24 protein-coding genes and 1 tRNA gene are annotated in these 26430 nt (G+C 70.7%); 14 read left to right on the plus strand and 11 right to left on the minus strand.

The window, feature by feature from the left end; genetic code table 11:
* Nucleotides 1-7: 7 nt before the first annotated feature.
* Complete coding sequence (locus ACLJPY_RS08220; protein WP_410587408.1) at nt 8-1048, minus strand: trans-sulfuration enzyme family protein; 1041 nt, start codon at nt 1046-1048, stop codon at nt 8-10.
* 102 nt (nt 1049-1150) lie between these two features.
* On the minus strand, nt 1151-4369 hold the full coding sequence (locus tag ACLJPY_RS08225; protein ID WP_410587409.1) for a penicillin acylase family protein: 3219 nt from the start codon (nt 4367-4369) through the stop codon (nt 1151-1153).
* Between the two features lie 141 nt (nt 4370-4510).
* Here ACLJPY_RS08225 and ACLJPY_RS08230 point away from each other — a divergent pair, with 141 nt between their 5' ends.
* From ACLJPY_RS08230 to ACLJPY_RS08240, 3 genes are all read left to right on the plus strand, one after another.
* Nucleotides 4511-4885, plus strand: a complete 375-nt coding sequence (locus tag ACLJPY_RS08230) for an FKBP-type peptidyl-prolyl cis-trans isomerase (protein ID WP_410587410.1) — start codon at nt 4511-4513, stop codon at nt 4883-4885.
* Between the two features lie 144 nt (nt 4886-5029).
* Nucleotides 5030-5782, plus strand: a complete 753-nt coding sequence (locus tag ACLJPY_RS08235; protein WP_410587411.1) for a S1 family peptidase — start codon at nt 5030-5032, stop codon at nt 5780-5782.
* Nucleotides 5783-5896: 114 nt separating this feature from the next.
* A complete protein-coding gene (locus ACLJPY_RS08240; RefSeq protein WP_410587412.1) occupies nt 5897-6628 on the plus strand; it encodes a trypsin-like serine protease in 732 nt (243 codons plus the stop codon).
* Nucleotides 6629-6809: 181 nt separating this feature from the next.
* Here the strand turns inward: ACLJPY_RS08240 and ACLJPY_RS08245 are convergent.
* Nucleotides 6810-6892 (minus strand) — tRNA-Leu (locus ACLJPY_RS08245).
* A 130-nt stretch (nt 6893-7022) separates the two neighbouring features.
* Here ACLJPY_RS08245 and ACLJPY_RS08250 point away from each other — a divergent pair.
* The 7 genes from ACLJPY_RS08250 to pknB all read left to right on the plus strand — a co-directional run bounded on the left by ACLJPY_RS08250 (nt 7023) and on the right by pknB (nt 16502).
* The gene (locus ACLJPY_RS08250) at nt 7023-8258 is read left to right on the plus strand and encodes a DUF3662 and FHA domain-containing protein (RefSeq protein ID WP_410587413.1); all 1236 of its coding nucleotides are present in this window, start codon (nt 7023-7025) and stop codon (nt 8256-8258) included.
* A 100-nt stretch (nt 8259-8358) separates the two neighbouring features.
* On the plus strand, nt 8359-8820 hold the full coding sequence (locus tag ACLJPY_RS08255) for an FHA domain-containing protein FhaB (protein WP_003079002.1): 462 nt from the start codon (nt 8359-8361) through the stop codon (nt 8818-8820).
* Entirely contained in the window at nt 8817-10214 is a 1398-nt protein-coding gene (locus tag ACLJPY_RS08260) for a protein phosphatase 2C domain-containing protein (RefSeq protein ID WP_410587414.1), read from the plus strand. Before ACLJPY_RS08255 ends, ACLJPY_RS08260 begins: the two co-directional genes overlap by 4 nt.
* Nucleotides 10214-11701, plus strand: coding sequence for an FtsW/RodA/SpoVE family cell cycle protein (locus tag ACLJPY_RS08265; protein WP_410587415.1), 1488 nt, complete (start codon nt 10214-10216; stop codon nt 11699-11701). The genes ACLJPY_RS08260 and ACLJPY_RS08265 overlap by 1 nt, the downstream gene beginning before the upstream one ends.
* The gene (locus tag ACLJPY_RS08270) at nt 11698-13167 is read left to right on the plus strand and encodes a peptidoglycan D,D-transpeptidase FtsI family protein (RefSeq protein WP_410587416.1); all 1470 of its coding nucleotides are present in this window, start codon (nt 11698-11700) and stop codon (nt 13165-13167) included. Before ACLJPY_RS08265 ends, ACLJPY_RS08270 begins: the two co-directional genes overlap by 4 nt.
* A gap of 3 nt (nt 13168-13170) precedes the next feature.
* A complete protein-coding gene (locus ACLJPY_RS08275) occupies nt 13171-14523 on the plus strand; it encodes a serine/threonine-protein kinase (protein ID WP_410587417.1) in 1353 nt (450 codons plus the stop codon).
* Nucleotides 14520-16502, plus strand: coding sequence for a Stk1 family PASTA domain-containing Ser/Thr kinase (gene pknB / locus ACLJPY_RS08280; protein WP_410587418.1), 1983 nt, complete (start codon nt 14520-14522; stop codon nt 16500-16502). The genes ACLJPY_RS08275 and pknB overlap by 4 nt, the downstream gene beginning before the upstream one ends.
* 53 nt (nt 16503-16555) lie before the next feature.
* Here pknB and ACLJPY_RS08285 read toward each other — a convergent pair whose 3' ends face one another.
* The 4 genes from ACLJPY_RS08285 to ACLJPY_RS08300 form a co-directional block, all read right to left on the minus strand.
* The gene (locus ACLJPY_RS08285; protein ID WP_410587419.1) at nt 16556-16873 is read right to left on the minus strand and encodes an effector-associated constant component EACC1; all 318 of its coding nucleotides are present in this window, start codon (nt 16871-16873) and stop codon (nt 16556-16558) included.
* Between the two features lie 100 nt (nt 16874-16973).
* Complete coding sequence (locus tag ACLJPY_RS08290; protein WP_410587420.1) at nt 16974-17615, minus strand: hypothetical protein; 642 nt, start codon at nt 17613-17615, stop codon at nt 16974-16976.
* A complete protein-coding gene (locus ACLJPY_RS08295) occupies nt 17603-18394 on the minus strand; it encodes an ATP-binding cassette domain-containing protein (protein WP_410587421.1) in 792 nt (263 codons plus the stop codon). Before ACLJPY_RS08295 ends, ACLJPY_RS08290 begins: the two co-directional genes overlap by 13 nt.
* Complete coding sequence (locus tag ACLJPY_RS08300) at nt 18391-19035, minus strand: aminodeoxychorismate/anthranilate synthase component II (RefSeq protein ID WP_410587422.1); 645 nt, start codon at nt 19033-19035, stop codon at nt 18391-18393. Before ACLJPY_RS08300 ends, ACLJPY_RS08295 begins: the two co-directional genes overlap by 4 nt.
* A 112-nt stretch (nt 19036-19147) precedes the next feature.
* Between ACLJPY_RS08300 and ACLJPY_RS08305 the strand changes: the two genes are divergently transcribed.
* Nucleotides 19148-20467: an FAD-dependent oxidoreductase gene (locus ACLJPY_RS08305; protein ID WP_410587625.1), complete on the plus strand. Its 1320-nt coding sequence runs from the start codon at nt 19148-19150 to the stop codon at nt 20465-20467.
* On the opposite strand, the gene ACLJPY_RS08310 is transcribed toward ACLJPY_RS08305, so the two are convergent.
* Both ACLJPY_RS08310 and ACLJPY_RS08315 read right to left on the minus strand, forming a co-directional pair.
* Nucleotides 20464-21123: a response regulator gene (locus ACLJPY_RS08310; protein ID WP_410587423.1), complete on the minus strand. Its 660-nt coding sequence runs from the start codon at nt 21121-21123 to the stop codon at nt 20464-20466. The two genes, ACLJPY_RS08305 and ACLJPY_RS08310, sit on opposite strands and share 4 nt — an antisense overlap.
* Nucleotides 21063-22886, minus strand: coding sequence for a histidine kinase (locus ACLJPY_RS08315; protein ID WP_410587424.1), 1824 nt, complete (start codon nt 22884-22886; stop codon nt 21063-21065). The genes ACLJPY_RS08310 and ACLJPY_RS08315 overlap by 61 nt, the downstream gene beginning before the upstream one ends.
* Nucleotides 22887-23054: 168 nt before the next feature.
* Between ACLJPY_RS08315 and ACLJPY_RS08320 the strand changes: the two genes are divergently transcribed.
* The 3 genes from ACLJPY_RS08320 (at nt 23055) to ACLJPY_RS08330 (ending at nt 24988) form a co-directional block, all read left to right on the plus strand.
* The gene (locus tag ACLJPY_RS08320) at nt 23055-23768 is read left to right on the plus strand and encodes an ABC transporter ATP-binding protein (RefSeq protein ID WP_410587425.1); all 714 of its coding nucleotides are present in this window, start codon (nt 23055-23057) and stop codon (nt 23766-23768) included.
* The gene (locus ACLJPY_RS08325; RefSeq protein WP_410587426.1) at nt 23765-24499 is read left to right on the plus strand and encodes an ABC transporter permease; all 735 of its coding nucleotides are present in this window, start codon (nt 23765-23767) and stop codon (nt 24497-24499) included. The genes ACLJPY_RS08320 and ACLJPY_RS08325 overlap by 4 nt, the downstream gene beginning before the upstream one ends.
* Before the next feature lie 96 nt (nt 24500-24595).
* Nucleotides 24596-24988, plus strand: coding sequence for an SCO5389 family protein (locus ACLJPY_RS08330; RefSeq protein WP_410587427.1), 393 nt, complete (start codon nt 24596-24598; stop codon nt 24986-24988).
* A gap of 64 nt (nt 24989-25052) precedes the next feature.
* Here the strand turns inward: ACLJPY_RS08330 and ACLJPY_RS08335 are convergent, their stop codons facing one another.
* Nucleotides 25053-25208 (minus strand): hypothetical protein, encoded by a 156-nt coding sequence (locus ACLJPY_RS08335; protein ID WP_410587428.1) that lies wholly within the window; start codon nt 25206-25208, stop codon nt 25053-25055.
* Nucleotides 25208-26272, minus strand: a complete 1065-nt coding sequence (locus tag ACLJPY_RS08340) for a class E sortase (RefSeq protein ID WP_410587429.1) — start codon at nt 26270-26272, stop codon at nt 25208-25210. The genes ACLJPY_RS08335 and ACLJPY_RS08340 overlap by 1 nt, the downstream gene beginning before the upstream one ends.
* Nucleotides 26273-26430: the final 158 nt, after the last annotated feature.

Genomic DNA, 26430 nt, shown 5'->3' on the forward strand with positions numbered 1-26430 from the left:
GCCCGTGTTACGCCGTGAGGGCGAACGTCAGGTCGTCCCACAGGTCCTCGGGGTCTTCGAGGCCGACGCTGAACCGGATCAGCCCGGGCGGGACGCGCTCTTCGCCCGGCAGCCACGCCCGCCGCTCGACCAGGCTTTCGACGCCGCCGAGGCTGGTCGCCGAGACGATCAGCCGGGTCGACGCGCAGAAGCGGTCCGCCGTCTCGGCGTCGGCCAGCTCGAAGGCGATCATCATCCCGAAGCCCGGGTAGCGCACCCGCCGGACCGCGGGGTGCTCGCCGAGGCGCGAAGCCAGCAGCGCGGCCGTGCGGGACTGCTCCGCCAGCCGGACGGGCATGGTCCGCAGCCCCCGGAGGGCGAGCCAGGCTTCGAGGGCACCCGGCGTCGACCCGACCCGCGTCCGCGCGCCGCGCAGTTCGGCCGCGACGGCCGGGTCCTTCGCCACGGTGATGCCCAGCAGCAGGTCGCTGTGCCCGCCGATGGCCTTGGTCGCGCTGTGCACGACGATGTCCGCGCCCAGCTCCAGTGGCCGCTGCTGCAACGGCGTCGCGAAGGTGTTGTCGACGACGACCCGGCCGCGCGCGGCGGCGGCGATCGTCTCGATGGCCATCACGTCGAGGGTCGGGTTGGTCGGCGACTCCAGCCAGACCAGATCGGCCGTCGCCGCTTCGGCCACCCAGGCTTCGGTGTCGGTCGGCTCCAGCTCGGTGACGGCGAGCTTGCCCAGCTTCTGGGCGTGGGCCAGCACCCCGCGCGTGACGGCGTAGCTGAACGCCGGGACGACGACCCGCGACCCGACCGGCAGCAGGTCCAGCACCGCGGAGAGGGTGGCGACCCCGGACGCGAACGCCGTCGCGTGGCCGCCTTCCAGCGCCCCGACGGCTTCCTCGAGCGCGTGCCAGGTCGGCGTCCCGTCGCCGCGCGCGTACACGAAGTCGCCACCGGCCCGGTAGGTGCTGGTGGCGACGAGCGGCGTGTTCAGCGGCTCGCCGGGGCCGTGCGGCCGGCCGGCGGCGATGGCCTTGGTGCGGGGCGTCCAGTCGTCCATGCGGTTCACGGTAACCGCAGGTCACACCGCGGTCACTGTGACGAAGACGGCCGGCCCGCCCGCGCGTCCACGGGCGAACCGGCCTGGCTCTTCAGTGCGACCTCAGTGGGCGTACACCTCGAACTCGTACAGCGAGTAGCCGTACTTGGTGCCGCGCTGGACGCCCTGCATCTTGACGAACCGGGCCGGGGTCGCGGCGAACGCCAGGTTGTCCTGGCCGCCGTGGCCGTCGGTCACCACGGCCGCGTCCGTCCAGTGCACCGCGTCCGGCGAGAGCTGGATCCGGTAGCTCTTGCCGTACGCGGACTCCCAGCTCAGCAGCACCCGCGAGACCTGCTGGACCGAACCGAGGTCGACGGTGATCGCCTGGTCGTCGCTCCAGTCGCTGGCCCAGCGGGTGGCCGGGTTCCCGTCGATCGCGTTCGACGCCGGCGAGTTGAAGAAGCCGGTTTCGGCGCTGGTGGCGCTGACCGTCTTCGCCGCCGCCAGGTTCGCGATGTTGTCCCCGTGGTGCGCGGCGTACTCGACGACCTGCTGGAACGTCGGGCGGTTCTGCCAGCTGATCTTGTCCTGCGTGATGCCGCCGAGCGGGTTCTGGATGATCGAGTCGGCGCACCACTGGTCACCGGCCGAGCAGTTCGCGTCACCGGGGTAGACGGTGTTCGCGGACTGGCCGGCGGCCGTGGTCAGCGAGTCGACGAGCGCCTGGCGGCACGCGGTGACGTCGCCGCCGCCGCAGAACGTCTGCGCGAGCGGGCCCGCGACCGGCTGGCCGAGCACCTGCCGGATGTCCTTGCTGACGTAACCCCACCAGCCGAACTGGAACGACGAGCCCTTGTGCGGCTGGCCGGTGTGCCTGCCGTCGCCGTTCTGCCAGCCGGACGGGCTTTCGTTGATGCCGAGCACGCCGGTCATCGCGTTGTAGGCGTCGTCGCCGAGGGACGGCTTGAATTCGGCCTGCACCAGCAGCGGCCACCAGGCGTCGAAGATGCGGATCGCGTCCGCGTCGGCGTAGGTCTTGCTACCGGGCGAAGTCTCCTTGCGCAGGTGGCCGTTCGAGAGCCACGTCTTGAGCTTCGCCTCGGCGTCCGCGGCCGCGCCCGTGGTCGGCGTCTTGTCGAGCACCTGCAGCAGCAGCGGCAGGACGCGCTCGGCCCGCAGGTCGGCGAGCGCGGCGTCCGCCATCGCCTGGGTCAGGTTGACCCGGGTGACCTTGGTGCCGCTGGAGATCAGCTGCTTCACCCGCGAGTCGAGCAGGTCGACGCGGTGCACGGCGGACTTGTCCGCACCCGCCGCGGCGTACCCGTTGGCCTGCGCGTTGTTCCAGCTGACGTAGTAGTCCTGGTTGACCGACTGCGGGTGCTGCGACGACGGCGTGTAGGTCGCGACGTTGCCCGCCGGGTTCCAGCCCACCCAGTCGTGGCCCTGGTCGCCCCACACCGGCATGTTCGGGTCCACATCGGACTGCCGGGCCGGGTTGGCGCCGGAGTTGAAGTAGGCGATGTCCTTCGAGTCGGCGTAGAACCAGTTGAAGGTGAAGTTGATGTCGGCGGCGGCCCGCTGGAAGTCCGCGGCGGACTTGACGAAGGTCGGGTCGTTCAGCTCCTGGAACCCGATCAGCGAGTCGACCTCGTGGAAGTAGGACGACCGCAGCGCCGCGTACGCCACCGGCTTGCCGCCGACCGTCGCCCGGCTCTGCACCGGCCCGTACTTGGTCCGGTAGCTGCGCAGGGTGTAGGACCCGGCCGCGGTGCCGTCGGCGACCGTGGGCTTCCAGGCGTTCTTGACCTCCACGGTCTCCATCGGGACGCACTTGCCCTGGTAGGTGTAGTAGTTCGAGTCCTTCGTCGGCGCGCCGCCGCTCGGGTCGCACAGCTGCAGCGCGTAGGTGTCGATGATGTCCTGCGCCGACGTCGTCGCGCTCCACGAGTAGTCCTGGCCGCGGCCCAGCAGCGTGTACATGCTCAGCCCGGCGAAGGCCGCGCCGCGCGAGCTGATGCCCGGGCCCTGCAGCTCCTGCAACAGCAGCAGCTGCGGCGCGAAGTAACCGGTCTGCGGGCCGAACACGGCGACCGGGTGGCCGCTGGCGGTCTTGGCGCCGGAGACGAGCAGCGCGTTGGACATGCCGTGCTTTTCGCTCAGCATGTCGGCCGGCAGCACGCCGTTGTCGAACATCCCGCGGGCGGGCTCCAGCTCGGCGGGCGCGGCGACGTCCACAGTGGACGGCGTCGCCGAAGCGGCGGAACCGGTCCGGTCGAACACCAGCTGCTGCGGCGTCACCGAGTTCTTGTCCGGCAGGGCCCGGCCGGTCGCGTTGGCCGGCGTCTTGCCGTACGGGAAGGTCTGGCCGTCGTGCAGCGTCTTGACCGCCTCGGGGTCGTCCTCCGCGCGCAGGCTCTGCCACACCTTCTCGCCCTGCGCGACGCCGTACTTCTCCTGCAGCGCGAGCTTCGCGATGGCGTTCTGGACCTCACCGCCGCCGCCCGCGCCGAACTCGGCGCCGATCAGCGACGCCAGCGCGACCAGGTCGGTCAGCTTGAACGGATCGATCGAGCCGGCGTTGGTGATCGAGTCGACGTGCCCGGTCAGCACGTACTCGCCCGGGAAGTACCGGCCGTTGTAGGAGTCGCTGATGTACTTGTTGATGCCGTCGACGTAGGCCTGCGCGTCGGCGAGGCCCTGCGCGCCGCGCGGGCCGCTGGCCGCGGTGCGGTCGATCTGCGCCTGCAGCTCGGCTTCGGTGTACGGCGCGTTCGCGAAGAACTGCTGCTCGAGCTCGCGGTTGGCTTCGGCACCACCGGCGAACGAGGTGACCTGGCCGCGGGCGGCGTGCCGCAGCACGTCCATCAGCCACAGCCGGTCCTGCGCGGCCGCGTACCCGGCGCCGAACTCGGTGCCGGAACGGGTGGTCCCGGTGATGTGCGGGACGCCGAGGGCCTTGTCCCGCACGATCGTGACGTCGGCCCGCGGCTTGGCGGTGCTCGCCACCTGGTCGGCCGGGACGCCGAAGGAGGAGTCGTTGAAGTACTGGTTGATCGCGCCGGTGGTCAGCGTCTTGTAGCCGCCGGCCAGCGAGGCGTACTTGCCGAGCTGGTCGGCCGAGTGCGCCGGCCGGGTGCCGAGCAGCTTGTGCGCCAGGATTTCCGCGAGGGTGGCGCTGCCCTGTTCGCCGGGTGGCAGGATGTCGCTGCACTGCCCGCCGCAGTAGTCGTCGGGCGACAGGGCCGCCTCCGCGGCCGGCGCGGTGACGGCGACCTGGGCGAGCCCGGCCACGAGGGCCCCCAGTGCCGTAACGGTCAGGGCGCGGATGCCACGTCGCATGCCGGGCTCCCCTCAGTCCAGAAAAGTGACGTAGCGCACGCTACCCAGCAGTAGGGGAAGTGTGAAGACTTTTCGCGTTTTTCCCCTCCTTGGGCGTAGTCCGATCGGCGCAGCCACCCGGCCGTGGGTACGGTGAGGCCCATGACCTTGGAAAAGCCCCTCATCGACCGCCCGGACGGACCCCCTCCGGCCGATCTGGAAATCACCGATCTCACTGTCGGTGACGGCGCGGAGGCCACGAACGGCAAAACGGTCACCGTGCACTACGTCGGTGTCTCCCACGCGACCGGCGAACAGTTCGACGCGTCCTGGGACCGCGGCGAGCCGCTGCGCTTCGGCCTCGGGGCCGGCCAGGTCATCGCCGGCTGGGACCAGGGTGTCGCGGGGATGAAGATCGGCGGCCGCCGCAAGCTGGTGATCCCGCCGCACCTGGCCTACGGCGACCGCGGCGCCGGCGGCGTCATCAAGCCGGGCGAGACCCTCGTCTTCGTCGTCGACCTGGTCGGCGTGAACTAGCGCACAACCTCCCAAACCGGCCCCGGCGCACCTCGCCGGGGCCGGTTTTTTGCTCTATGCAGCGCATTTCGTCCTCGTCGACCGTGGCTACGCTCGAAGGTGATCACCGGCCGCAGGCCGGTGCCGACAAGGGGGGATCCACCGATGCGCGTTCGCGCCGTGCTTTCCGCTGCCTTCCTGGTCTTGACCGCCGGGCTCGCGACCGCGGCCCCGGCTTCGGCCGTGGCCAACGGTTCCGACGTCCCGGCGGGCCAGTTCGGGTTCGCCGCCAAGCTCACGATGACCAACATCCCCAAGCCCGACGGCAGCCGGTACAACAGCGCCTGCTCCGGCTCGCTGATCGCCCGGAACTGGATCATCACGGCCGGCCACTGCTTCCACGACGCGAACCGCAACCGCGTCTCCGGCCCGGTGCCGTACCCGACGTCCGTGCTGCTCGGCACGGTCGACCAGAGCACGCCCGGTGTCACGCGCAACGTCGTCACCGTCTACCAGTCGAGCGTCAACGACATCGCGATCGCGACCCTCGACGCCGACGTGACGACGATCACGCCGCTCACCGTCAACCGCGTCACGCCGTCGGTGGGTCAGCTGCTGACCCTCGCCGGCTGGGGCAGCCTCACCGCCGTCAACCCGGCGCCGTCCACGAAGCTGCAGCAGGGCACCGTGAAGGTCGGCCAGGTCGCCGCCGCGACGCTCGGCGTCCAGGGTGTCGCCCCGACGTCCACGACGAGCGCCTGCGTCTACGACTCGGGCGCGCCGTACTTCGTCGCGGGCGGCTCCGGCGGCCAGCTCGTGTCGGTCGAGTCGACCGGTCCGGACTGCCCGCACAACCAGCTCGAGACCACTTCGCGGGTGGACGTCATCGCGGACTGGATCGCGTCGCACACCGGCTGACCCCTGCCGGGCGTCACCCGATGGGCCACCGGGTGACGCCCGGCCAGGGAATACCCCGGCCGCGGCGGCGGCCCTAACGTCGAACGTCGACCACCGATTCGACGAAGGGGAGAAATGCGCCTGCGCGCCCTGCTCGCCGCTGCCGTTCTGACCATCTCCACCGCTCCCGCCGCCTGGGCCGTCGCGCACGGTTCCGACGTCCCACCGGGGCAGGACGAATTCGTCGCGAAGCTCGCGATGACGAAGATCCCGCGCCCGGACGGCTCGACGTACAGCAGCTACTGCACGGGCGCGCTCGTCGCGCCCGGCTGGGTCGTGACGACCGGCCACTGCTTCCACGACGCGAGCCGCAACCGCGTCTCGGGCAAGATCCCGTACCCGACGACGGTGACGCTGGGCCTGACCGACGAAGCCACGGAATCGGGCATCGCCCGGAGGGCGACCGAGGTGCTCCAGGCCAAGGAGAACGACGTCGCCCTGGTCCGCCTCGACTCCCCCGTGACCACGGTGACGCCCCTGACGGTGAGCCGAGCCGCCCCGAAGGTGGGCCAGCAGCTGACGCTGGCGGGCTGGGGCAGCCTGACGGCCGCGGACCCGAAGCCGGCCACCCGCCTCCAGCAGGGCACGGTGTCGGTGGCAAAGGTGGACTCGACAACGCTGGGCGTCCGCGGCGCGGCCCCGGAGATCACGACGAGCGCGTGCACCTACGACTCCGGCGCCCCCTACTTCTCAGGCACCGAGCTGGTAGCCCTGGAAGCCACAGGCCCCGACTGCCCCCACGCAGGAATCGAAACAACAAGCCGCGCAGACATCATCGCGGACTGGCTGACCACCCACACGGCCTAACTTCGCCCAGGGCGAACAAGGGTGACGTAGCCCACCCCCGCCCCCACGCACTACGCCTTCCGGACCACGCTGGAACGCGAGGGAAGGCACCGTGGGGGGTCCGGGGGGCTCGGCCCCCCGGGAGAAACAAGGCAAATGGGAAGGGGCCCGATCGCGCTAGCGATCGGGCCCCTGAACAGCGTGGGCGAGGAGGGAGTTGAACCCTCACGTCCTTTCGGACACACGGACCTGAACCGTGCGCGTCTGCCATTCCGCCACTCGCCCGAGTGCTTCCTTGCGGCAGCGAGGAGAAGACTAGCAGGTCGTTTGAACGGGTTTCACCGGGGGCCGTGTAGAGGATCGCTCACCCGGATAGGATCGATGCGGAAGCACACGTGTGAGGAGGTTTTCCCCGGTGGGCCGCGCCGAACGATTCGACAGGCGACTAGAGAACCTGGTGGGGAACACTTTCGCGCGCATGTTCGGTGGCAACGTCGTCACGCAGGAAGTGGCGATCGCCCTCGAGCGGGAGAGTGAGGAGAACGTTCGTGAGCTGGCAGGCGGTCGGCAGCTCGCCCCCAATCACTACATCGTGTCGCTGGGGGCGGCTGACCACGAGCGCATGGCCGGTGACGAGCAACGGGTCACCCAGGTGCTCGCGAAGGCGGTGGCGGAACACCTCGCCGCCGAAGGCCTGGACACCTATGGTGACGTCGTCGTATCACTCGAGCGCAACGAGGCGCTGCATACTGGACAGTTCAAGACCCGTTCGTCCGTCGATCCCGACGCCCGCCCCTCAGGCGCCGGTTCACCGCGGTCGGCACGACCCAGCAACGCAGGAGACCCAGCAATGAGCCAGCCCCCCGGCTACGGCCAATACGACCAGGGTGACCCGTACGGCCAGCAGGGCCAGTACGGCTACGGACAGCAGGGTGGCCAGCAGCCCGGGTACGACCAGGGTTACGGCCAGCAGGGTGGATACGACCAGTACGGCCAGCAGCACCAGGGTGGTGGCTACGACCAGTACGGGCAGCCGCAGCAGGGTGGCGGCTACGACCAGTACGGCCAGCAGCAGCAGCACCAGGCCGGCTACGACCAGGGCTACGGCCAGCCCCAGGGTGGTGGCTACGACCAGGCCGGCTACGCGCAGCCCCAGGGTGGCGGGTACGACCAGGGCGGGTACGCCCAGCCGCAGGGCGGCGGGTACGACCAGGGCGGCTACCAGCAGGGTGGCTACGACCAGTACGGCGGCCAGCAGCAGGCCGGGTACGACCAGTACGGCCAGCAGCAGGCGTACGGCCAGCCGGCCGCGGACCCGTACGGCCAGCAGGGCGGCTACGGCCAGCCCGCGCCGGGCCGCCAGCTCGCGGCGAGCCTGCAGCTGGACGACGGCTCGAACCGGACCTACTCGCTGAAGCAGGGCGGGAACGTCGTCGGCCGCGGCCAGGACGCGGACTTCCGCCTCCCGGACACCGGCGTCTCGCGCCGCCACCTGGAGATCACCTGGGACGGCCAGAGCGCGACGCTCGCCGACATCGGGTCGACGAACGGCACGACCGTGAACGGCACCCCGGTCCAGACCTGGCAGCTCGCCGACGGCGACGTCATCCGGGTCGGCCACTCGTCCCTCGTGTTCCGTACACAGGGCTGACTGGGGACACGGAATACTGTTCCCGCAGAATTGACGTGCGGGGGGACCGCGGCGTACCCGCGTCGCGGCTGCGCGGAAGAGTCGGGAGCGGACACACCAAGTGCCAGAGCTGGTCGTACAACTCACCAGGGTGGGCTTCCTCGTGCTGCTCTGGCTCTTCGTGTTCGCCGCGCTCCGAGTCGTGCGCTCGGACCTCTACGCGGCGTCGGGCATGCGCGTCCAGGTGCCGACCTTCGGGCGCAAGAAGGAGAAGAAGCCGCGCAACAGCAAGTCGCCGCAGCAGCTGCTGGTGACCCACGGCGCGCTCGCCGGGACGCGCATCGCGCTGGACGGCCGGCCGATCCTGATCGGCCGGGCCGACGACTCCACGCTGGTCCTCGACGACGACTACGCGTCGACCCGGCACGCCCGGATCGCCCAGCGCGGCGAGGACTGGTACGTGGAAGATCTGGGCTCGACGAACGGGACGTACCTGGACCGGGCTAAGGTCACTGCACCCCTCCGGGTCCCGCTCGGAGTCCCCATCCGGATCGGCAAGACGGTGATCGAGCTTCGCCCATGACTCTCGTCCTCCGCTACGCAGCCCGCAGCGACCGGGGCCTGGTGCGTTCGAGCAACCAGGACTCCGTGTACGCCGGCCCTCGCCTGCTCGCGCTCGCCGACGGCATGGGTGGGCACGCGGCGGGCGAAGTCGCCAGCAAGGTCGTCATCGCCTCCCTCGCCCCGCTCGACGACGACGAGCCGGGCGACGACCTGCTCGCCCAGCTGCGCGAGGCGGTGGCGAACGGCAACGCCGCGATCGCCGAGCTGGTCTCGCAGGACCCGGACCTGGACGGCATGGGCACCACGCTCACCGCCGTCCTGTTCGCCGGCACCCGGCTGGGGCTGGTGCACGTCGGCGACTCGCGCGCGTACCTGCTGCGCGGCGGCCAGTTCGCCCAGATCACCCGTGACGACAGCTTTGTCAACGAACTGCTCGAGCAGGGCCGGATCACGCCCGAAGAGGCGGCGGTGCACCCGCAGCGGTCGCTGCTGCTGAAGGCGCTCACCGGGCACGAGGTCGAGCCGAGCCTGACCGTGCGCGAAGCGCGTTCCGGTGACCGGTACCTGATCTGCTCCGACGGCCTGTCCGGCATGGTCAGCGACGAGACGCTGGCCGAGGCCGTGCAGATCCCGGACCCGCAGCAGTGCGCGGACCGGATGATCGAGCTGGCGCTCAAGGGCGGCGGCACCGACAACGTCACGGTGATCATCGCCGACGTCGTCGACGTCGACTTCGGCGAGGACGCGCCCATCGTGGGCGGCGCCGCCGGGGACGGCAGCGACGAACGGCACCAGGGCGACTCGCCCGCGGCCCGGGCCAGGGCGCTGACCCAGCCGCCGCCGCAGCCGCGCCCGGAACTGCCGCAGCCGCAGGAAGACCCGCGGGCCCGGCGCCGGAAGCGGTTCCGCTGGCTCGCCGGCGCGCTGGTGGTCCTCGTGGTGCTCGCCGCGGCCGCCATCGCGACCCGCTACTTCGTGCTGAGTCAGTACTATGTCGGCGAGGGAGCGGACGGGGAGGTCGTGATCTACCGCGGCGTCCCCGGCAGCATTCTCGGCATCGACCTGCACGCCTACGAGCAGGGGTCCTGCCCGCCGAGCCAGGTGTGCACGGACAAGCTCCGCGTCACCCAGCTCCAGGAGGACGCGCGGCTGGCGGTGCAGAACGGCGTCAAGAAGGACAGCCTCGACGAAGCGCGGAAGTACATCGACGACTTCCTGCAGCTGCGCAAGCGCTTGAACAACTGCGCGCCGGCGGGCGGCCAGCCGTCCCCGGCGCCGAGCCCCTCGGTCACGCCGACGACGACCCCGTCGGCTCCGGCCGGCTCCACTGCTCCGTCGTCGGCGAACCAGCCAGCGGGGAGGGACTGCTCGACGCCGAGTTCGACGGCACCGACGACGGGAGGCGGTAACTGATGAGCCAGCCTGCCGCGCGCGCCGCCGAACCGCTTGCCGCGCAGTTCCAGACGAACCCACCGCGCGAGGTCCCGACCCGCCGCAACACCGAACTCGTGCTGCTCGGGTTCGCCGCGGCCATCGTCACCATCGCGCTGGTGCTGGTGGAGGCGAACCAGGAGCAGGAGCTGACCTGGTCGATCATTTGGCTAGGCCTCGCCTACCTCGCGATCTTCGCCGCGGCGCACCTGGCCGTGCGCAAGTGGGCGCCGTACGCCGATCCGGTACTGCTCCCCTGCGTCGCGCTGCTGAACGGCATCGGGCTGGTGATGATCCACCGGATCGACCTGGCCCTGGCCGAACGCGCCACGCAGCAGGGCAAGGACTACACGGCCGCCGTCACCGCGCAGGTGCTGTTCACGGTCATCTCGCTGGTGTTCTTCGTCGTCGTGCTGATCGTGGTCAGCGACCACCGCACGCTGACCCGCTACGGCTACACCGCCGGCCTGGTCGGGATCGGCGCGCTGGCGCTGCCCGCGCTGCTGCCGTCGAGCCTGTCCGAAGTCAACGGCGCCAAGGTGTGGCTGAAGCTGCCGTTCTTCTCGATCCAGCCGGGCGAGTTCGCGAAGATCCTGCTGATGATCTTCTTCGCGTCGTTCCTGGTGTCGAAGCGGGACCTGTTCATGGTGGCGGGCAAGAAGCTCGTCGGCGTCGAGCTGCCGCGCGCCCGCGACCTCGGCCCGATCCTGATCGCCGCGTTCGCCTGCATCGGCATCCTGGTGTTCGAAAAGGACCTCGGCACGTCGCTGCTGTTCTTCAGCGTCATCCTGGTGATGCTGTACGTCGCGACCGAGCGGGCCATCTGGGTCGTCCTCGGGCTCAGCTTCTTCGCGGTCGGCTGCGTCATCGCCTACAAACTCTTCGGGCACGTCCAGCAGCGCGTCGCGAACTGGCTGGACCCGCTGGCCACCTACGACCAGGCGGGCGGCGGCTACCAGCTCGCCCAGGGCCTGTTCGGGCTCGGCACCGGCGGCGTCGGCGGCACCGGGCTCGGCGCCGGGCGGCCGGACATGGTGCCCGAGGCCAACACCGACTTCATCACCGCGTCCATCGGCGAAGAGCTCGGCTTCATCGGGCTCGCCGCGGTGCTGATGCTGTACTTGCTGGTCGCGATGCGCGGCATGCGCAGCGCGCTGGCCGTGCGCGACACGTTCGGCAAGCTGCTGGGCGGCGGGCTCGCGTTCACCATGGTCATGCAGATCTTCGTCGTCGTCGGCGGGGTCACGAAACTCATCCCGGAGACCGGTATCACCGCCCCGTTCCTGTCCAAGGGTGGTTCGTCGCTGCTCGCGAACTACATCCTGGTCGCGCTGCTGCTCCGCATCTCCGACGCGGCCCGCAAGCCGGCCGCGCGCCCGAAGCCGCGGCAGCAGCCGCAGGCCCCGATCGCGGAAGCGCACACCGTGCTCGTGCAGCGCCCGCCGGCGGACGGGGGCGCCCAGGCATGAACACCCCGCTCCGCAAGGTCGGCATGGCGATGCTCGTGATGGTCGTCCTCCTGCTGGCCAACGCCACCTACATCCAGGTCGTGAAGGCCGACGACTACCGCACGGACTCCCGCAACGCGCGCGTGCTCTACGACGAGTTCGCCCGCCAGCGCGGCAAGATCGTGTCGCAGGCCAACGGCGAGGTGCTGGCCAGCATCAACCCGTCGAACGACAAGTACAAGTACATCCGGACGTACGCCGACGGTCCGATGTACGCGCCGGTCACCGGCTACTACTCGATCAACTACGGCGCCGGCGGCTTGGAGCGCGCCGAGGACGACGTCCTCAACGGCTCCGACCCGCGGCTGTTCGTGCGGCGGCTGTCGGACATGGTCACCGGCCGCGACCCCAGCGGCGGCAACGTCCGGCTGACCATCGACCCGGCCGTGCAGAAGGCCGCGTACGACCTGATGACGCAGAAGGGCTACACCGGCGCGGTCGTCGCGATGGAGCCGAGCACCGGCCGGATCCTGGCGATGGTCTCGACCCCGTCGTACGACCCGAACCAGCTCGCTTCGCACACGTCGAAGGCGCAGACCGACGCCTGGACCGCGTTCAACAAGGACGAGAAGAAGCCCATGCTGAACCGGGCGATCTCCGAGACCTACCCGCCGGGGTCGACGTTCAAGCTGGTCACCGCGGCGGCCGTGCTCGAGGACGGCAAGGGCCCGGACACCCAGGTCAGCACGGCGTCCAACACGAAGCTGCCCGGCACCAACGTGACGCTGGAGAACTACGCCGGCGAAGCCTGCCCGGGCAACACGTTCCGGGACGCGCTCGCGCACTCCTGCAACGTGCCGTTCGCCGAGTTCGCCGGCCAGCTCGGCCCGGACAAGATGAAGAAGACGGCCGCGAACTTCGGCATCGGGCAGACCGACCTGACGGTGCCGATGAAGGTCGCCCCGTCGACCGTCGGGCCGCTCGACTCCCAGGGCGCGCTCTTCCAGAGCGGCATCGGCCAGCGCGACGTCCGGCTGACGCCGCTGCAGGACTGCCTGCTCGCGGCCACCGTGGCCAACGGCGGGATGGCGATGAAACCGCAGCTGGTGCAGTCGGTGCTGGCACCGGACCTGTCGACGATCGAGGACTACAGCCCCACCGAACTCACCGGCACCCCGGCGTTGTCGTCGTCGAACGCCGCGATCCTCAAGGACATGATGGTCGCATCCGAGGGCTTCACCAAGGGCGGTGGCAAGCGCGACGACGTCAAGATCGCGTCGAAGACCGGCACCGCCGAGCACGGCACGGACTCCAAGAACACCGCACCGCACGCCTGGTACACCGCCTTCGCCCCGGTCGACAACCCGCAGATCGCGGTCGCCGTTATCGTCGAGGACGGCGGCAACCGCGGCCTCGCGGCCACCGGCGGCACCGTCGCGGCGGAAATCGGCCGCGCGGCCATCAACGCGAAGCTCGGGGGTGGATAGCGCATGCTGTCCTCCGGTCAGCTGCTGGCCGACCGCTACAAGCTGACGAGCCGGATCGCCGTCGGCGGGATGGGCGAGGTCTGGCAGGCCAGCGACACCCGGCTCGACCGGACCGTGGCCGTCAAGATCCTCAAGGCCGAACTCTCCGGGGACGCCGAGTTCCTCCACCGCTTCCGCACGGAAGCGCGGATGACGGCGTCGCTGAACCACCCCGGCATCGCCGCGGTGCACGACTACGGCGAGACCATCTTCGACGGCGACCTCTCGATCGCCTACCTCGTGATGGAGCTCGTCGACGGCGACCCGCTGGCCGGGTTGCTGGCCAAGCACGGGCGGCTGTCGGCGGAGTTCACGCTCGACATGCTCGAGCAGGCGGGCAACGCGCTGCAGGCCGCGCACTCCCACGGCCTGGTCCACCGCGACGTCAAGCCGGGCAACATCCTGGTGACGTCGGCGGGCCAGGTGAAGATCACCGACTTCGGCGTGGCGAAGGCGGCCGACGCGGCCCCGGTCACCCGGTCCGGCATGGTCATGGGCACCGCGCACTACATCGCCCCGGAGCAGGCGCTCGGGCACCCGGCCGAACCGGCGTCCGACGTCTACTCGCTGGCGGTGTGCGGCTACGAATGCCTCGCCGGGCACCGGCCGTTCCTGTCCGAGAACGCCGTGACGGTCGCGATGATGCACATCCGCGACATCCCGCCGCCGCTGCCGCCGGACGTGCCACCCGCGGCGCGCGCGGTGATCGAGGCGACGCTGGTCAAGGATCCGCGGCAGCGCTACAACAACGGCGGCGAGTTCGCGGCCGCCGTCGCCGCGGTCCGCGCCGGGCAGCCGCTGCCGACGCCGTCCGGGCTGGTCAACGCCACCTACACGACGGGCCAGCAGCCGGTGGTGCCGCAGCACGTGCCGCAGCAGCCGCCGCCGTCGATGCCGGTACCCATTCCCCCGCAGCAGCTCCCGCCGCCGCAGCAGCAGATGCCGGTTGGCCCGCCCTCGCCGGCGATGAACCCGATGGCCGCCATCGGCCCGCCGTCCCGGCCCGCCCCGCGGCAGGTCATGGTGCCGGCCGCACGCAAGAAGACGCAGTGGGGCTGGTGGGCGCTCCTCGCGGCGATCCTGCTCGTTGTCCTCGTAGCGGGCATCGTGCTGGTGGCGAAGATGCTGGGCGGCGGCAACGGCTCGCCACCGCACAACGGGCAGACGCAGAGCCAGGTGGTCCCGGGCAGACAGGCGCCCGCGGAAGAGCCGGCGGCTTCCGGCGCCGGCTCGGCGAGCCCTCCCGGCACAACCGACGATGGCCGGCACGGCATCATGACCACACCTTGGACGGAATGGAACGGCACCCAGAGATGAGCACACCCAGACTGCTCTCCAACCGGTACGAGCTGGGCGAAACGCTCGGCTACGGAGGCATGTCCGAGGTCCATCACGGCCACGACGTGCGTCTCGGCCGGGAAGTCGCGATCAAGATCCTCCGTGCCGACCTCGCCAGGGACCCGCAGTTCCAGGAGCGCTTCCGCCGCGAGGCGCAGAACGCTGCCGCGCTGAACCACCCGGCGATCGTCGCGGTCTACGACACCGGCGAGGCGAACACCGAGTTCGGGCCGCTGCCGTACATCGTCATGGAGTACGTCGAAGGCCGGACGCTGCGCGACATCGTCAAGACCGAGGGCCCGATGTCGCAGAAGCGGGCGATGGAGGTCATGGCCGACGTCTGCGCGGCCCTGGACTTCTCGCACCGCCACGGCATCGTGCACCGCGACGTCAAGCCGGCCAACGTGATGATCACGAAGAACGGCGCGGTCAAGGTGATGGACTTCGGCATCGCGCGCGCGATGCACGACGGCCAGTCCGCCATGACCCAGACCGCCGCGGTCATCGGCACGGCGCAGTACCTCTCGCCGGAGCAGGCCCGCGGCGAGTCGGTCGACGCGCGGTCCGACGTCTACGCCGCCGGGTGCGTGCTGTACGAGCTGATCACCGGCGAGCCGCCGTTCACCGGGGACTCCCCGGTGGCGGTCGCCTACCAGCACGTCCGCGAAGACCCGAACCCGCCGTCGTCGGTGAACCCGGCGGTGGCGCCGGAGCTGGACGCCGTCGTGCTGAAGGCGCTGGCCAAGGGCCCGGCGAACCGCTACCAGTCGGCGGCGGAGATGCGCTCGGACCTGGTGCGCACGCTTTCGGGCCAGCGCCCGGTGGCGCCGATGGTGATGTCCGAGGACGAGCGCACGCAGGTGATGAACGCCGACCGGCGGCAGCCGCAGCGCTACGACGAATACACCGAGCCGGACGACGAAGACCCGCGGGCCAAGCGCCGTCGCCGCACGATCCTCGCCGCGATCGCGGCGGTGTTCGTGCTGGGCGCCGTCCTGCTCATCATGTGGCTGGCCGGCTCGTTCAAGAGCAACACCAACGCCACGGTCGCGATCCCGGACGTCACGCACCAGACGGTGCCCCAGGCGCGGGACACGTTGAAGAGCAGGGGCTTCGACGGCACGATCGAGACGAAGAACGTGACCTGCGGTGTGCAGCCGACCGACGGCAACCCGGAGTGCAGCCCGGACGACATCAACAAGGTCATCAAGACCGACCCGTCGGCCGGCGTCTCGGTCGCGACCAACACGAAGATCGCGCTGTACGTCGGGGCCGCGCCGGGCAAGTCCAGCGTCCCGGACCTCAAGGGCAAGACGAAGGAGCAGGCCGAGCAGGCGCTCACCGACGCCAAGCTGACCCTCGACCCGAACGTCCAGGAGACCGAGGTCGACGACCCGAACCAGGCCGGCTTGGTGCAGAACCAGACCCCGGCCGCGGGTACCGAGGCCCCCCAGGGCAGCAGCGTCAAGATCACGGTCGGCAAGTCCAAGCAGCTCAAGACGGTCACCGACTTCACCGGCAAGCCGTACTCGCAGGCCAAGGCGGCGCTGGAAGCCGCGGGCTGGAAGACGAAGCGGGTCGACCAGTCGTCGGACTCGGTGGCGAAGGACTCGGTCATCACCCAGAACCCGAACGGTGGTCAGCTGGCGGTCGGCGAGACGATCACGCTGACCGTGTCGACGGGTCCGACCACTCCGACTTCGACGCAGATCGAGATGCCGCAGCTGGTGGGCATGCCGGTCGACGAAGCGCAGCAGAAGCTGCAGAGCATGGGCTGGACCCAGACGCTGACGCAGCAGTCCGACCGCGGCAGCCGTCAGCCGGAAGGCACGGTCACCAAGCAGAGCGTGAAGGCCGGGACCCAGATCAACAAGGACCAGCCGATCACGGTGGCCGTGTCCGAGGGCAACGGCGGAATCACGTTCCCGACGTCGCCGTCGACCCCGGGCGTACCCTGACCGACCTGACGAAGAAGGCCCGCACGGCAAACCGTGCGGGCCTTTTCGTTTGTTCAGGCTTTGTCGAGAAACCCTTGTACGGCACCGAGAACCTGCTCGGCGTCACTCGCGGCCCCGCAGTCGAGCTCGAGTTCTTCGGCGGCGCCCGAGCGTTTGACCTTCAGGGACACGCGGGCTTCCCGCCCCCGCGTCAGCCACGCGAAGAGCGAGCGGCAGAAGACGCCGGCGGAGGTGCTCGAAACGCCGACCACGACGGCGTCGAAAACCTGGACGCGGCCGCGGAGTTCGGCTTCGCCACGCAGCCAGGCGGCGAGCTCCGGGAGCTCGTCGCCGGAGTTTGGGACGGTGATCGCGACGATCCCAGCCGTCACCCGATCTCCCTTCACCCGGAACCGGAGAGGCCCCGAACCTTAGTCGGCCGCGTGGCCCCGCTGGAAGCCCGGTCGGGGAACTGAACTGGGCAATCTGCCGTCAGGACCGGCGGCGCACCAGTGCCGAAACGGCGAAGAAGCTGACGGCCAGCACCGCCACCGCCGTGACCAGCGCCAAGACGAGCGGACCGCCGACGGGCTCGTCGTCGGTCAGCGCGTGCAGCAGCGGGTGCACCAGCGGGATCTTCGCCAGCAGCACCACGACGAGCGTGATCACCGCGGCGAGGACCGTCCAGCCGATGCGCTGGACCAGCAACCGCGAGCACGGCAGCGCGATCGCGATGCCCAGCAGCGCGCACGCGAGGTGCGCCAGCAGCCCGATGCCGAGCGCGGCGGGCTGGACCTTGAAGGACTTGATCGCCGACCACACCTCGGTGATCGCGGTGAGCACGAGCGAGCAGGCCAGCACGGTGAAGATCGCGGCGGTGACCAGCCGCCGCCACTGGCCCGCGTGGCTCAGCGTCACCAGGCGCTGCACCGGGTCCTCGATGTCGAGCAGGGCGATCGTCAGCCAGCACGACACGACCAGCAACCCGCCGGCGCTCACGCCGAACAGCGGCAGCGGCGGCGAATGCGGGTCGGCGTAGAGGATCACGCACAGCGCGAGGTAGGCCAGCAACGCCGGCAGGTACCGCTGGGAATGGCCGAGCAGCGCCAGGTAGTACCGCGTCAGGGCGAGCACGGCGCCACCTCCCGCACCGACCAGCCGTCTTCGAGCGCCCGCCGCAGCACGGCGTCGACGCTCGCGACCTCGACCGTGAGCACCACTTGCGGTCCTTCGGTGACGGCGTGCCGCACGCCGGGCTCGTCCGCCCAGCCGCGTTCGCCGCCGCGCAGCACGATCCGCGTGGTCGGCTCCGCGCTTTCCGCCGTCAGCCGGCCCTCGGCCATCAGGTGGACGACGTCGGCCTGGTCGTGCACCACCTGCGGCCGGTGGTCGGTGAACACGACGCTCGCCCCGCGCGCCCGCGTCTCGGCGACGAGCTCGCCGAGGATCGCGTGCGTGCCGACGTCCAGCCCGGACCACGGCTCGTCCAGGATCAACAGGTCGGGCCGGACCATGACGGCCTGCGCGAGCCCGACCTTCTGCGCGTTGCCCTTGGACAGCGTCCGCAGCGGCGCCGCCGGGCCGCCGACGAGCGCGAGCCGGTCGAGCAGCGGGTCGATCCCCGAGAGGTCGGTGAGCCCGCGGATGCGGGCCATGTGCCGCAGGTAGGCGCGGGCACCCATCCGCTGGCCGGCCGGGAAGCGGTCCGGCAGGTAGCCGATCCGCGGGGTGCCGGTGCGGGTCCCGGTGGTCGCGTGCGAGACCCCGGCCATGATCCGCAGCAGCGTCGACTTGCCGGAGCCGTTGCTGCCGAGGATGCCGACGACGCGCCCGGGCTCGACGGTCAGGTCGACGTCGCGCAGGACGAAGTCACCGCGTCCGTACCGCTTGCCGACCCCCGCCAGCCGGATCACGCAACAGCGGCCTTCTGGAGCGCCTTGGTCGCGCGCTCGAGCTCGTCGACCCGGGCCGGGTCCACGGGGTGGCCGGCCGCGGCCAGCCAGTTCGCCAGCATCCGGTGGCCGCCTTCGGTGAGCACGGACTCCGGGTGGAACTGGACGCCTTCCAGCGGCAGCTCGCGGTGGCGCATGCCCATCACGATGCCGGACTCGGTGCGCCCGGTGACCTCGAAGACGTCGTCGGAAATCGTGTCGGGGACCACGGTCAGGGAGTGGTACCGGGTGGCGGTGAACTCCCCGGGCAGGTCGGCGAGGATGCCGGCGCCTTCGTGGCGGACCTGGCTCGTCTTGCCGTGGAGCAGTTCGGGGGCGCGGTCGACGGTGGCGCCGTAGACCACGCCGAGGGCCTGGTGGCCGAGGCAGACGCCGAGCATCGGCGTGCGCGTCTCGGCGCACTTGCGGATGACGTCCATGCTCTGACCGGCGCGTTCGGGGGTGCCCGGGCCGGGTGAGACCAGCACGGCGTCGAACTCGGGCACGCGGTCGAGGTCCACGACGTCGTTGCGCCAGACCGTGCAGTCGGCGCCGAGCTGGGCCAGGTACTGGACCAGGTTGTAGACGAAGCTGTCGTAGTTGTCGACGACGAGAACGCGCATGGGGCCGAGCTTACCGGCTCCCAGTCCGTGGACCGTACGCCAAATCACATTTCGAGTAAGGTCACCCTAACTTACCGTGGAGGGGGTGAGCCGTTCTCTTCGTGTAGCCGTCGTGGGCGCCGGTCCCGCCGGGATCTACGCCGCCGACATCCTGGACAAGTCCGACGCCGACGTGACGATCGACCTGTTCGAGCGGATGCCCGCGCCGTTCGGGCTGATCCGCTACGGCGTGGCGCCCGACCACCCGCGGATCAAGGGCATCGTGACGGCGCTGGAGAAGGTGCTCTCGAAGCCGAACATCCGGCTGCTGGGCAACATCGACTACGGCACCGACATCAAGCTCGACGAGCTGCGCGAATTCTACGACGCGGTGATCTTCTCCACCGGCGCGTCCGCCGACCGCGCGCTCGACATCCCGGGCATCGACCTCGACGGCAGCTACGGCGCCGCGGACTTCGTGTCCTGGTACGACGGCCACCCCGACGTGCCCCGCACCTGGCCGCTGACCGCCACTTCGGTCGCGGTCCTCGGCGTCGGGAACGTCGCGCTCGACGTGGCGCGGATCCTGGCCAAGACGGCGGACGAGCTGCTGACCACCGACATCCCGGACAACGTCTACCAGGGTCTTCGCACGAGCCCGGTGACAGACGTGCACGTGTTCGGCCGCCGCGGGCCGGCGCAGGCCAAGTTCACGCCGCTGGAGCTGCGGGAGCTGGACCACTCGCCGAACGTCGAGGTCATCGTGTACCCCGAGGACATCGAGTTCGACGAAGGCAGCATCGCCGCGCTGCGGGCGTCGAAGCAGGTCGACATGGTCGTGAAGACGCTGCAGGAGTGGGCGATCCGGGAGCCGGGCACCCGGCCGCGGCGGCTGCACCTGCACTTCTTCCACTCGCCGGCCGAGGTCCTCGGTGAGGATGGTCGCGTCACCGGCCTGCGCACCGAGCGGACCGAGCTGACCGGCGACGGGACCGTCCGCGGTACCGGCGAATTCCACGACTGGGACGTCCAGGCGGTGTACCGCGCGGTCGGCTACCTGTCGTCGCACCTGCCGGAACTGCCGTTCGACCACGTGGCCGGCGTCGTGCCCAACCAGGCGGGCCGCGTGCTGGACCTGGACGAGAACCAGCTGCCGGGCGTGTACGTGACGGGCTGGATCAAGCGCGGCCCGATCGGCCTGATCGGCCACACGAAGGGCGACGCGGCGGAGACCGTCGCGAGCCTCCTCGCGGACGCTTCGACCTTGGCCACCCCGAAGTACGCGTCCCCGGACGCGATCCTGGACTTCCTCGAGGCCCGGGGCATCCCGTTCACGAACTGGGACGGCTGGGGCCGCCTGGACGCGCACGAGAAGTCGCTCGGCGCGGCGGCGGGTCGCGAGCGGGTCAAGGTGGTCGAGCGCGCGGAGATGACCCGGATCTCGCGCGGCTAGGCTCCCGCGCCGAGGTAGGTCAGCACGGCCAGCACGCGGCGGTTCGTGTCGTCCGAAGCCGTGATGTCGAGCTTCGCGAAGATGTTCGCCGTGTGCTTGCCGACCGCTCCTTCGCTGAAGTGCAGCCGGGACGCGATGGCCGCGTTGGAGCAGCCTTCCGCCATCAGCGCGAGGACTTCGCGCTCGCGCGGGGTCAACGCGGCCAGCGGGTCGGAGGCGTTGCCCGCCACCAGTTTCGCGATGACCTCGGGGTCCATCACCGTGCCGCCGGCGGCGACCCGGCGGACCGCGTCGATGAACTGCTCGGCGTTGAACACGCGGTCCTTCAGCAGGTAGCCGATCGCACCCGTGCCGTCGGCGAGCAGTTCGCGCGCGTACAGCTGCTCGACGTGCTGGGAGAGCACGAGGATCGGCAGCCCGGGAACCTCCCGGCGGGCGGCCAGCGCGGCCTGCAGGCCCTCGTCGGTGTTGGTCGGCGGCATCCTGACGTCCACAATGGACACTTCGGGCCGGTGCTCGCGCAACGCCGCGACCAGTTCCGGACCGCTGCCGACCGCGGCGACGACGTCGAAGCCGTGCGCGGCCAGCAGGTGCGTCAAGCCGTCTCGGAGGAGGTACTGGTCCTCGGCGACGAGGGTTCGAGGTCGAGCTGACACGGGATCTCCAGAGTCGCCTTCGTCGGGCCGCCGATCGGGCTGGTCAGCGTCAACCTACCGTCGAAGCCGCCCAGCCGGCGCTCGATTCCCCGCAGTCCCGACCCGCGGGCCGGGTTAGCACCACCCGGGCCGTCGTCGGTGACGACCACCGTCAGCGACCCGTCGTCGAACTCCACGTCGATCGACACGCGCTTCGCGCCGTGCTTCGCCGCGTTGCCCAGCAGTTCGGACACCGCGAAGTACACGCACGCCTCCACCGGCTCCTCGACCCGCCCCGGCAGCGAGCCGGTGACCTGCGTCTTCAGCGGGCTGTCCAGCGCCTGCGCCCGGATCGCGTCCAGCAGCCCGCGTTCGGACAGCACCGGCGGGTGGATGCCGCGGATCAGCACCCGCAGCTCGGTGAGCGCCTCGGACGACGCCGCGCGCAGCTCCGCCGCGAGCCGTTTCGCGGCGGCCGGATCGGTGTCGACCAGGGCTTCGACCGCGCCGAGCTTCATGCCCATCGCGACGAGCCGGGACTGGATGCCGTCGTGCAGGTCGCGTTCGATCCGGCGCAGCTCGGCGGCCTGCGTGACCGTGACATCGGACCGGGTCTGCTTCAGCCGTTCGACGCGCTGGGCGAGCCGCGTCGCCTCGGTCGGCCCGAAGCACAGCCGGGCGAACCGGGCTTGCCGGTGGAGGAGCCACGGCGCGGGCGCCAACCCGGCGACGATCATCGCCGCCATGACGGGGGTCGCCGCGAGCGCGCCGAGGTGCGTCGACACCTCGGGTACCGGGAACCACCTGACGGGCGACGACACGAACGGCCGCCAGATCCAGAGCGCACCGAGGCCGATGCAGCCCCGGCTGACCAACGCGATCGACGGCAGGATCATGACGAACGAGCCCAGCGAGAAGAGCACGCTGCCGGCGAGATCACGCCAGGTGGCCCGATCACGCAGGATCCACCGCATGCGGGCGTGCTGGACGGGCCAGAACGGCTCTTCGTGCAGCTGCTTGCCGACCTGGTACAGCCCGTCCGGGCGCGGTACCGGCAGCCCGGGCGGTGGCAGGTACGGCCGCGGGACCTGCACCCCCGTCCAGTTCCCGGCTTCGCGGCGCAGGGTGTCGGTGACCGTCCGGGACCACAGCACGACCGGGATCGCCAGCGGCATGAACCCCACCATCAGGAGCAGCTGCGGGATCGCGAAGACCAGCTGCACCACGGCGAGCGCGAACAGCCCCGCCTGGAACCCCAGCGCTTCGAGGTGCCGGTGCAGCCAATTCTTGCGCGTGGGTTCGGCCGGGGGCCGCGGTCCGATCCACCAGCGCGTCCACCGGCCGTAGCCGCGCAGGACCACCGGCCCGCCGAGGAGGGCGGCCACGGGCAGCAGCAGCGTGCCCAGCGGGTTCACCAGCTGCCACAGGAATTCGCGGCCCGTCGCCGGGTCCTCCATCGCCCAGGTGAGCCGGTGCTGCCAGCTGATCCAGAACGCCCGCTTGTAGAGCTGGTTGCCGTCGCGGTACCAGCCGTCGCGTTCGCGCACCGGCTCCGGCGGCTCGGGCCGGTACGGCGCTTCGACCTCGACGCCGCACCAGCGCCCGGCCAGCGCGCGCACGGTCGCCGAGCGGCCACGGGCCCACAGGAGCGTGGGGCCGAAGAAGAAGACCAGCCCGACGCACAGCAACGCGAAGGTGAGCAGCTGGAGCAGGACGTCCACCCAGCTGAGCAACGAAATCGCAGCCAGCCCGAACGCCCGGCCGATGGCACGCAGGTACGTCATCCGGCACCTCCTTCCCCGGGATCTTCGCCGGACCGGCCACGCCACCGCACTGCCCGAAGCCCCACGAACGGGGTGGGCCCAGCCCCACCCCCGCTTCAGCAAAACGCTACCTGAGCTGGGGTTTCAGCGTCATTACGACAACGGCCGCCGGTTCGTAGCTTTGTCGCCATGCCACTCATCGAAGTCACCGACCTCCGCAAGTGCTACGGCAACCGGGTCGCGGTCGACGGCGTTTCGTTCACCGTCGAGCGCGGCGAAATCTTCGGCATCCTCGGCACGAACGGCGCCGGGAAGACCACGACCGTCGAATGCCTCCAGGGCCTGCGCCGGGCCGACGGCGGCACGATCTCCGTCCTCGGCCTCGACCCGGCGGCCGACCACGTGGCGCTGACCCGCCGCGTCGGCGTCCAGCTTCAGGAAAGCCGACTGCCCGCGAAGCTGCGGGTGCGCGAAGCCCTGGAGCTGTTCGCGTCCTTCTACCCCGACTCCGCCGACGTCGACGTCCTGCTCGACCAGCTGGGCCTGCGCGACCACGCCCGCAGCTACTTCGGCAAGCTTTCCGGCGGCCAGAAGCAGCGCGTCTCGATCGCGCTGGCACTGGTAGGTCAGCCGGAACTGGCGATCCTCGACGAGCTGACCACCGGGCTCGACCCGCACGCCCGCCGCGAAACGTGGCAGCTCGTCGAAGGCGTCCGCGCCACCGGCGTCACCGTCCTGCTCGTCACCCACTTCATGGACGAGGCCGAACGGCTCTGCGACCGCGTCGCGATCTTCGACGCCGGGCGCGTGGTCGCCACCGGCACCCCCGCCGAGCTCCGCGCCACCGCCGGAGCCGCCACTTTGGACGACGCGTTCGTCTCGCTGACCAGGAGCACCCGATGAGCACCTTCACCAAGATCACCGCGACCGAGGCGAAGGTCTTCCTCCGGTCGCCGTTCATGGCCCTCGCCGGCGTCCTGCTGCCGTCGGTCCTGCTGCTGGCGATCGGCGCGATCCCGGGCATGACCGAGCCCAGCGACAAGACGGGCGGCTACCGGTTCATCGACGCCTGGGTGCCGTCGCTGGTCGTCGTCAGCCTGGCACTGCTGGCCCTGCAGTCGATCCCGGCCGCCGTCGCGACCTACCGCGAACAGGGCGTGCTGCGGCGGCTGGCCACGACCCCGGTGCACCCGGCGAACCTGCTGGTGGCGCAGCTGGTGATCCACGTCGTGGTCGCGCTGGCCGGCATCGCGCTCGTGCTGGGCCTGGCCAACGCCGTCTACGACGTCCCGCTGCCGAAGCACCCGCTGACGTTCGCCTTGACGCTGCTGCTGGGCGTGCTCTCGACGTTCTCGCTGGGCCTGATCACGGCCTCGATCGCCGGCACGGCCAAGAGCGCGGGCGCGCTCGCGATGGTCACGTTCGTCCCGATCATGTTCTTCGGCGGCGTGTACCTGCCGCGCCCGCTGCTGCCGGCCGTGCTGCAGCGGATCGGCGACTACGTGCCGCCGGGCTCGCAGCCGCTGCAGGACGCGTGGGTCGGCAGCGGCGTCCAGCCGCTGCAGCTGGCCGCGCTCGCCGCCTTCGCGGTCCTCGGCACGGCCCTCGCGGCCCGGTTGTTCCGCTGGGAGTGAGGCTTCCACCAAAGTGGTGATGATCATCGTTTTCTCTTGTGGCGGGGTCACCCGGCCGGTAGCCAAGAGGGTGGCCCTGCTCAAACTGGAGGTTCGATGTCCCTGGACGTGTCACCCGCGTTGCTGGAGAAGGCCGAGCGCGGGGAGGTCACCGACGCCGAGTTCGTCACCTGCGTCAAGGAATCCCTGCCGTACGCCTGGGCGGTCATCACCGGCGTCATCGCCGACGCCGAGGGCGCACCGGACGGGTTCGCCGACAACGAGACCCCGCCGCCGAGCGAGGCCGCCCGCGGCCAGCTGCTGCGCGCGCTGGCCTCGGACGCCATCCGCGGCGGCCTCGAACGCCACTTCGGCGTCAAGCTGGCTTTCCAGAACTGCCACCGGGTCGCGGTGTTCCGGCAGTCGGAAACGGACGGGGAGCGGTACCGGGCGTTCGTCTCGCCGCGGGGCCAGCTGCTCAACCAGAGCCCGGAACTGCGGGACTGCTAGCCACCCGCCTCCGGCGCGCCCGGCTCTGCCACCGGTGCGCCGGAGGCCGGGTAGCCGCCGGACCTCAGTTGACCGCGACCTGGTTGAACCACAGCCGCGGTTCCAGCCAGGGGAAGACCACGAACATCAGCAGCGCGATCACGCCGAGCGCCAGGACGACCGCGATCGTCAGCTTCGCCGCGAACGGACCGGGCAGCTTCCGCCAGATCCAGGCGTACATCAGGCCTCCCCGATCTTCGAGAGCAGGTCGCCGTAGTTCTTGACCTGGTTCTTCGGCACCTGCTGGGTCAGCACCGACGTGATGATGAGCCGCTCGCGGGCGGAGAACTGCGGGTGGCACGTGGTGAGCGTGAGCAGCGCGGCCTGCTGGGCCTTCGGCAGCACGTCCTCGCCCTTGTACGGAACCGGGTTCACCGCGGTGCCCTGGCTGGGCAGCACGACCTTGCGGCCGAAGGTCTCGCTGTAGGCGCCACCGCCCTCGGCGCCTCCGTCGCGCAGGGTCGAGACGCCCTTGCACTTGGGGTCGGCGCCCTTACCGGTGGCCCAGTCCTTCATCTCGTCGTCGTAGGGCAGGACCTTGTAGATGTAGAAGTCGGTGGAGGTCTCGATCACGATCTGGTCACAGGAGGAGAGGTTGTCCAGGTCGTTGAACGGGGCGCCCTTGCCGACGCGGTGGCCGGCCACCGCGAAGTTGCCGGGCTCGCCGGGCAGCGCCGTGCCCTTGTAGTGGCCGGGGCCAACCTCGAGGGCGGCGTCGTCGGTGCCCTCCTGGATCGTGAAGTTGTAGTCCACGCCGAAGCTGGGGATGTGGATGCGGGCGAACGCCTTGCCGTCGACCAGCTCGGGGTGCAGCGTGCGGTCGTGCGCCCACTCGCCGTCGAGCTGGTCGCTCGCCTCGGACTGCTTGCCCGCCGAGAACAGGTCGGTCACGTACAGCTCGTAGACCATGAACAGCAGCACGACCAGGCCGAGCGTGATGAGGATTTCGCCGGCCGTCCGGATCGCGACGCCGCCCTTCCCGAGCGGGGCCGGGGCGGGCTTCTCCTTGGTCGCCGTGCCGCCCTTGCCGACCGGGGCGAAGACGACGGTCTCCTCGGCCGCCCCGGGTGGCGGGGGCGGGCTGGTGTAGCGGCGGGGCGGCGGGCCCGGCGGACGCCGCGGCGGCTGGCCCTGGGGCCGCGGGGGCGGCACCTGGCCGCGCGGGGGCGGGCCGGGACGACGGTGCGGCACGGGTTGACCGGGGTTCCTGCGCCGGTCGTCATCCGGTCCTTCGCGCGTAGCCACGCAAGCTCCTCTCAAGCCGCGTCGAACCCTGAACCTTATTCTGGTTAGGACGGCGCCACGGACCGCACGTTGCCACCTGTGGTGACCCTCGTGCCGGCCGACGGCTGAATAAGGTTCACCTGGGTGACGCCGTTGTCACGGTCCGGGAAATCCGACCA

It is taken from the genome of Amycolatopsis sp. lyj-23 (genome assembly GCF_046549135.1).
Taxonomy (GTDB): Bacteria; Actinomycetota; Actinomycetes; order Mycobacteriales; family Pseudonocardiaceae; genus Amycolatopsis.

Bases quoted from the DNA above. Each gene is read 5' to 3' on its own strand.
- ACLJPY_RS08220 (WP_410587408.1), bottom strand. From the start codon at position 1,048: ATGGACGACTGGACGCCCCGCACCAAGGCCATCGCCGCCGGCCGGCCG.
- ACLJPY_RS08225 (WP_410587409.1), bottom strand. From the start codon at position 4,369: ATGCGACGTGGCATCCGCGCCCTGACCGTTACGGCACTGGGGGCCCTC.
- ACLJPY_RS08230 (WP_410587410.1), top strand. From the start codon at position 4,511: ATGACCTTGGAAAAGCCCCTCATCGACCGCCCGGACGGACCCCCTCCG.
- ACLJPY_RS08235 (WP_410587411.1), top strand. From the start codon at position 5,030: ATGCGCGTTCGCGCCGTGCTTTCCGCTGCCTTCCTGGTCTTGACCGCC.
- ACLJPY_RS08240 (WP_410587412.1), top strand. From the start codon at position 5,897: ATGCGCCTGCGCGCCCTGCTCGCCGCTGCCGTTCTGACCATCTCCACC.
- ACLJPY_RS08260 (WP_410587414.1), top strand. From the start codon at position 8,817: ATGACTCTCGTCCTCCGCTACGCAGCCCGCAGCGACCGGGGCCTGGTG.
- ACLJPY_RS08265 (WP_410587415.1), top strand. From the start codon at position 10,214: ATGAGCCAGCCTGCCGCGCGCGCCGCCGAACCGCTTGCCGCGCAGTTC.
- ACLJPY_RS08270 (WP_410587416.1), top strand. From the start codon at position 11,698: ATGAACACCCCGCTCCGCAAGGTCGGCATGGCGATGCTCGTGATGGTC.
- ACLJPY_RS08275 (WP_410587417.1), top strand. From the start codon at position 13,171: ATGCTGTCCTCCGGTCAGCTGCTGGCCGACCGCTACAAGCTGACGAGC.
- pknB (WP_410587418.1), top strand. From the start codon at position 14,520: ATGAGCACACCCAGACTGCTCTCCAACCGGTACGAGCTGGGCGAAACG.
- ACLJPY_RS08300 (WP_410587422.1), bottom strand. From the start codon at position 19,035: ATGCGCGTTCTCGTCGTCGACAACTACGACAGCTTCGTCTACAACCTG.
- ACLJPY_RS08315 (WP_410587424.1), bottom strand. From the start codon at position 22,886: ATGACGTACCTGCGTGCCATCGGCCGGGCGTTCGGGCTGGCTGCGATT.
- ACLJPY_RS08320 (WP_410587425.1), top strand. From the start codon at position 23,055: ATGCCACTCATCGAAGTCACCGACCTCCGCAAGTGCTACGGCAACCGG.
- ACLJPY_RS08325 (WP_410587426.1), top strand. From the start codon at position 23,765: ATGAGCACCTTCACCAAGATCACCGCGACCGAGGCGAAGGTCTTCCTC.
- ACLJPY_RS08330 (WP_410587427.1), top strand. From the start codon at position 24,596: ATGTCCCTGGACGTGTCACCCGCGTTGCTGGAGAAGGCCGAGCGCGGG.
- ACLJPY_RS08335 (WP_410587428.1), bottom strand. From the start codon at position 25,208: ATGTACGCCTGGATCTGGCGGAAGCTGCCCGGTCCGTTCGCGGCGAAG.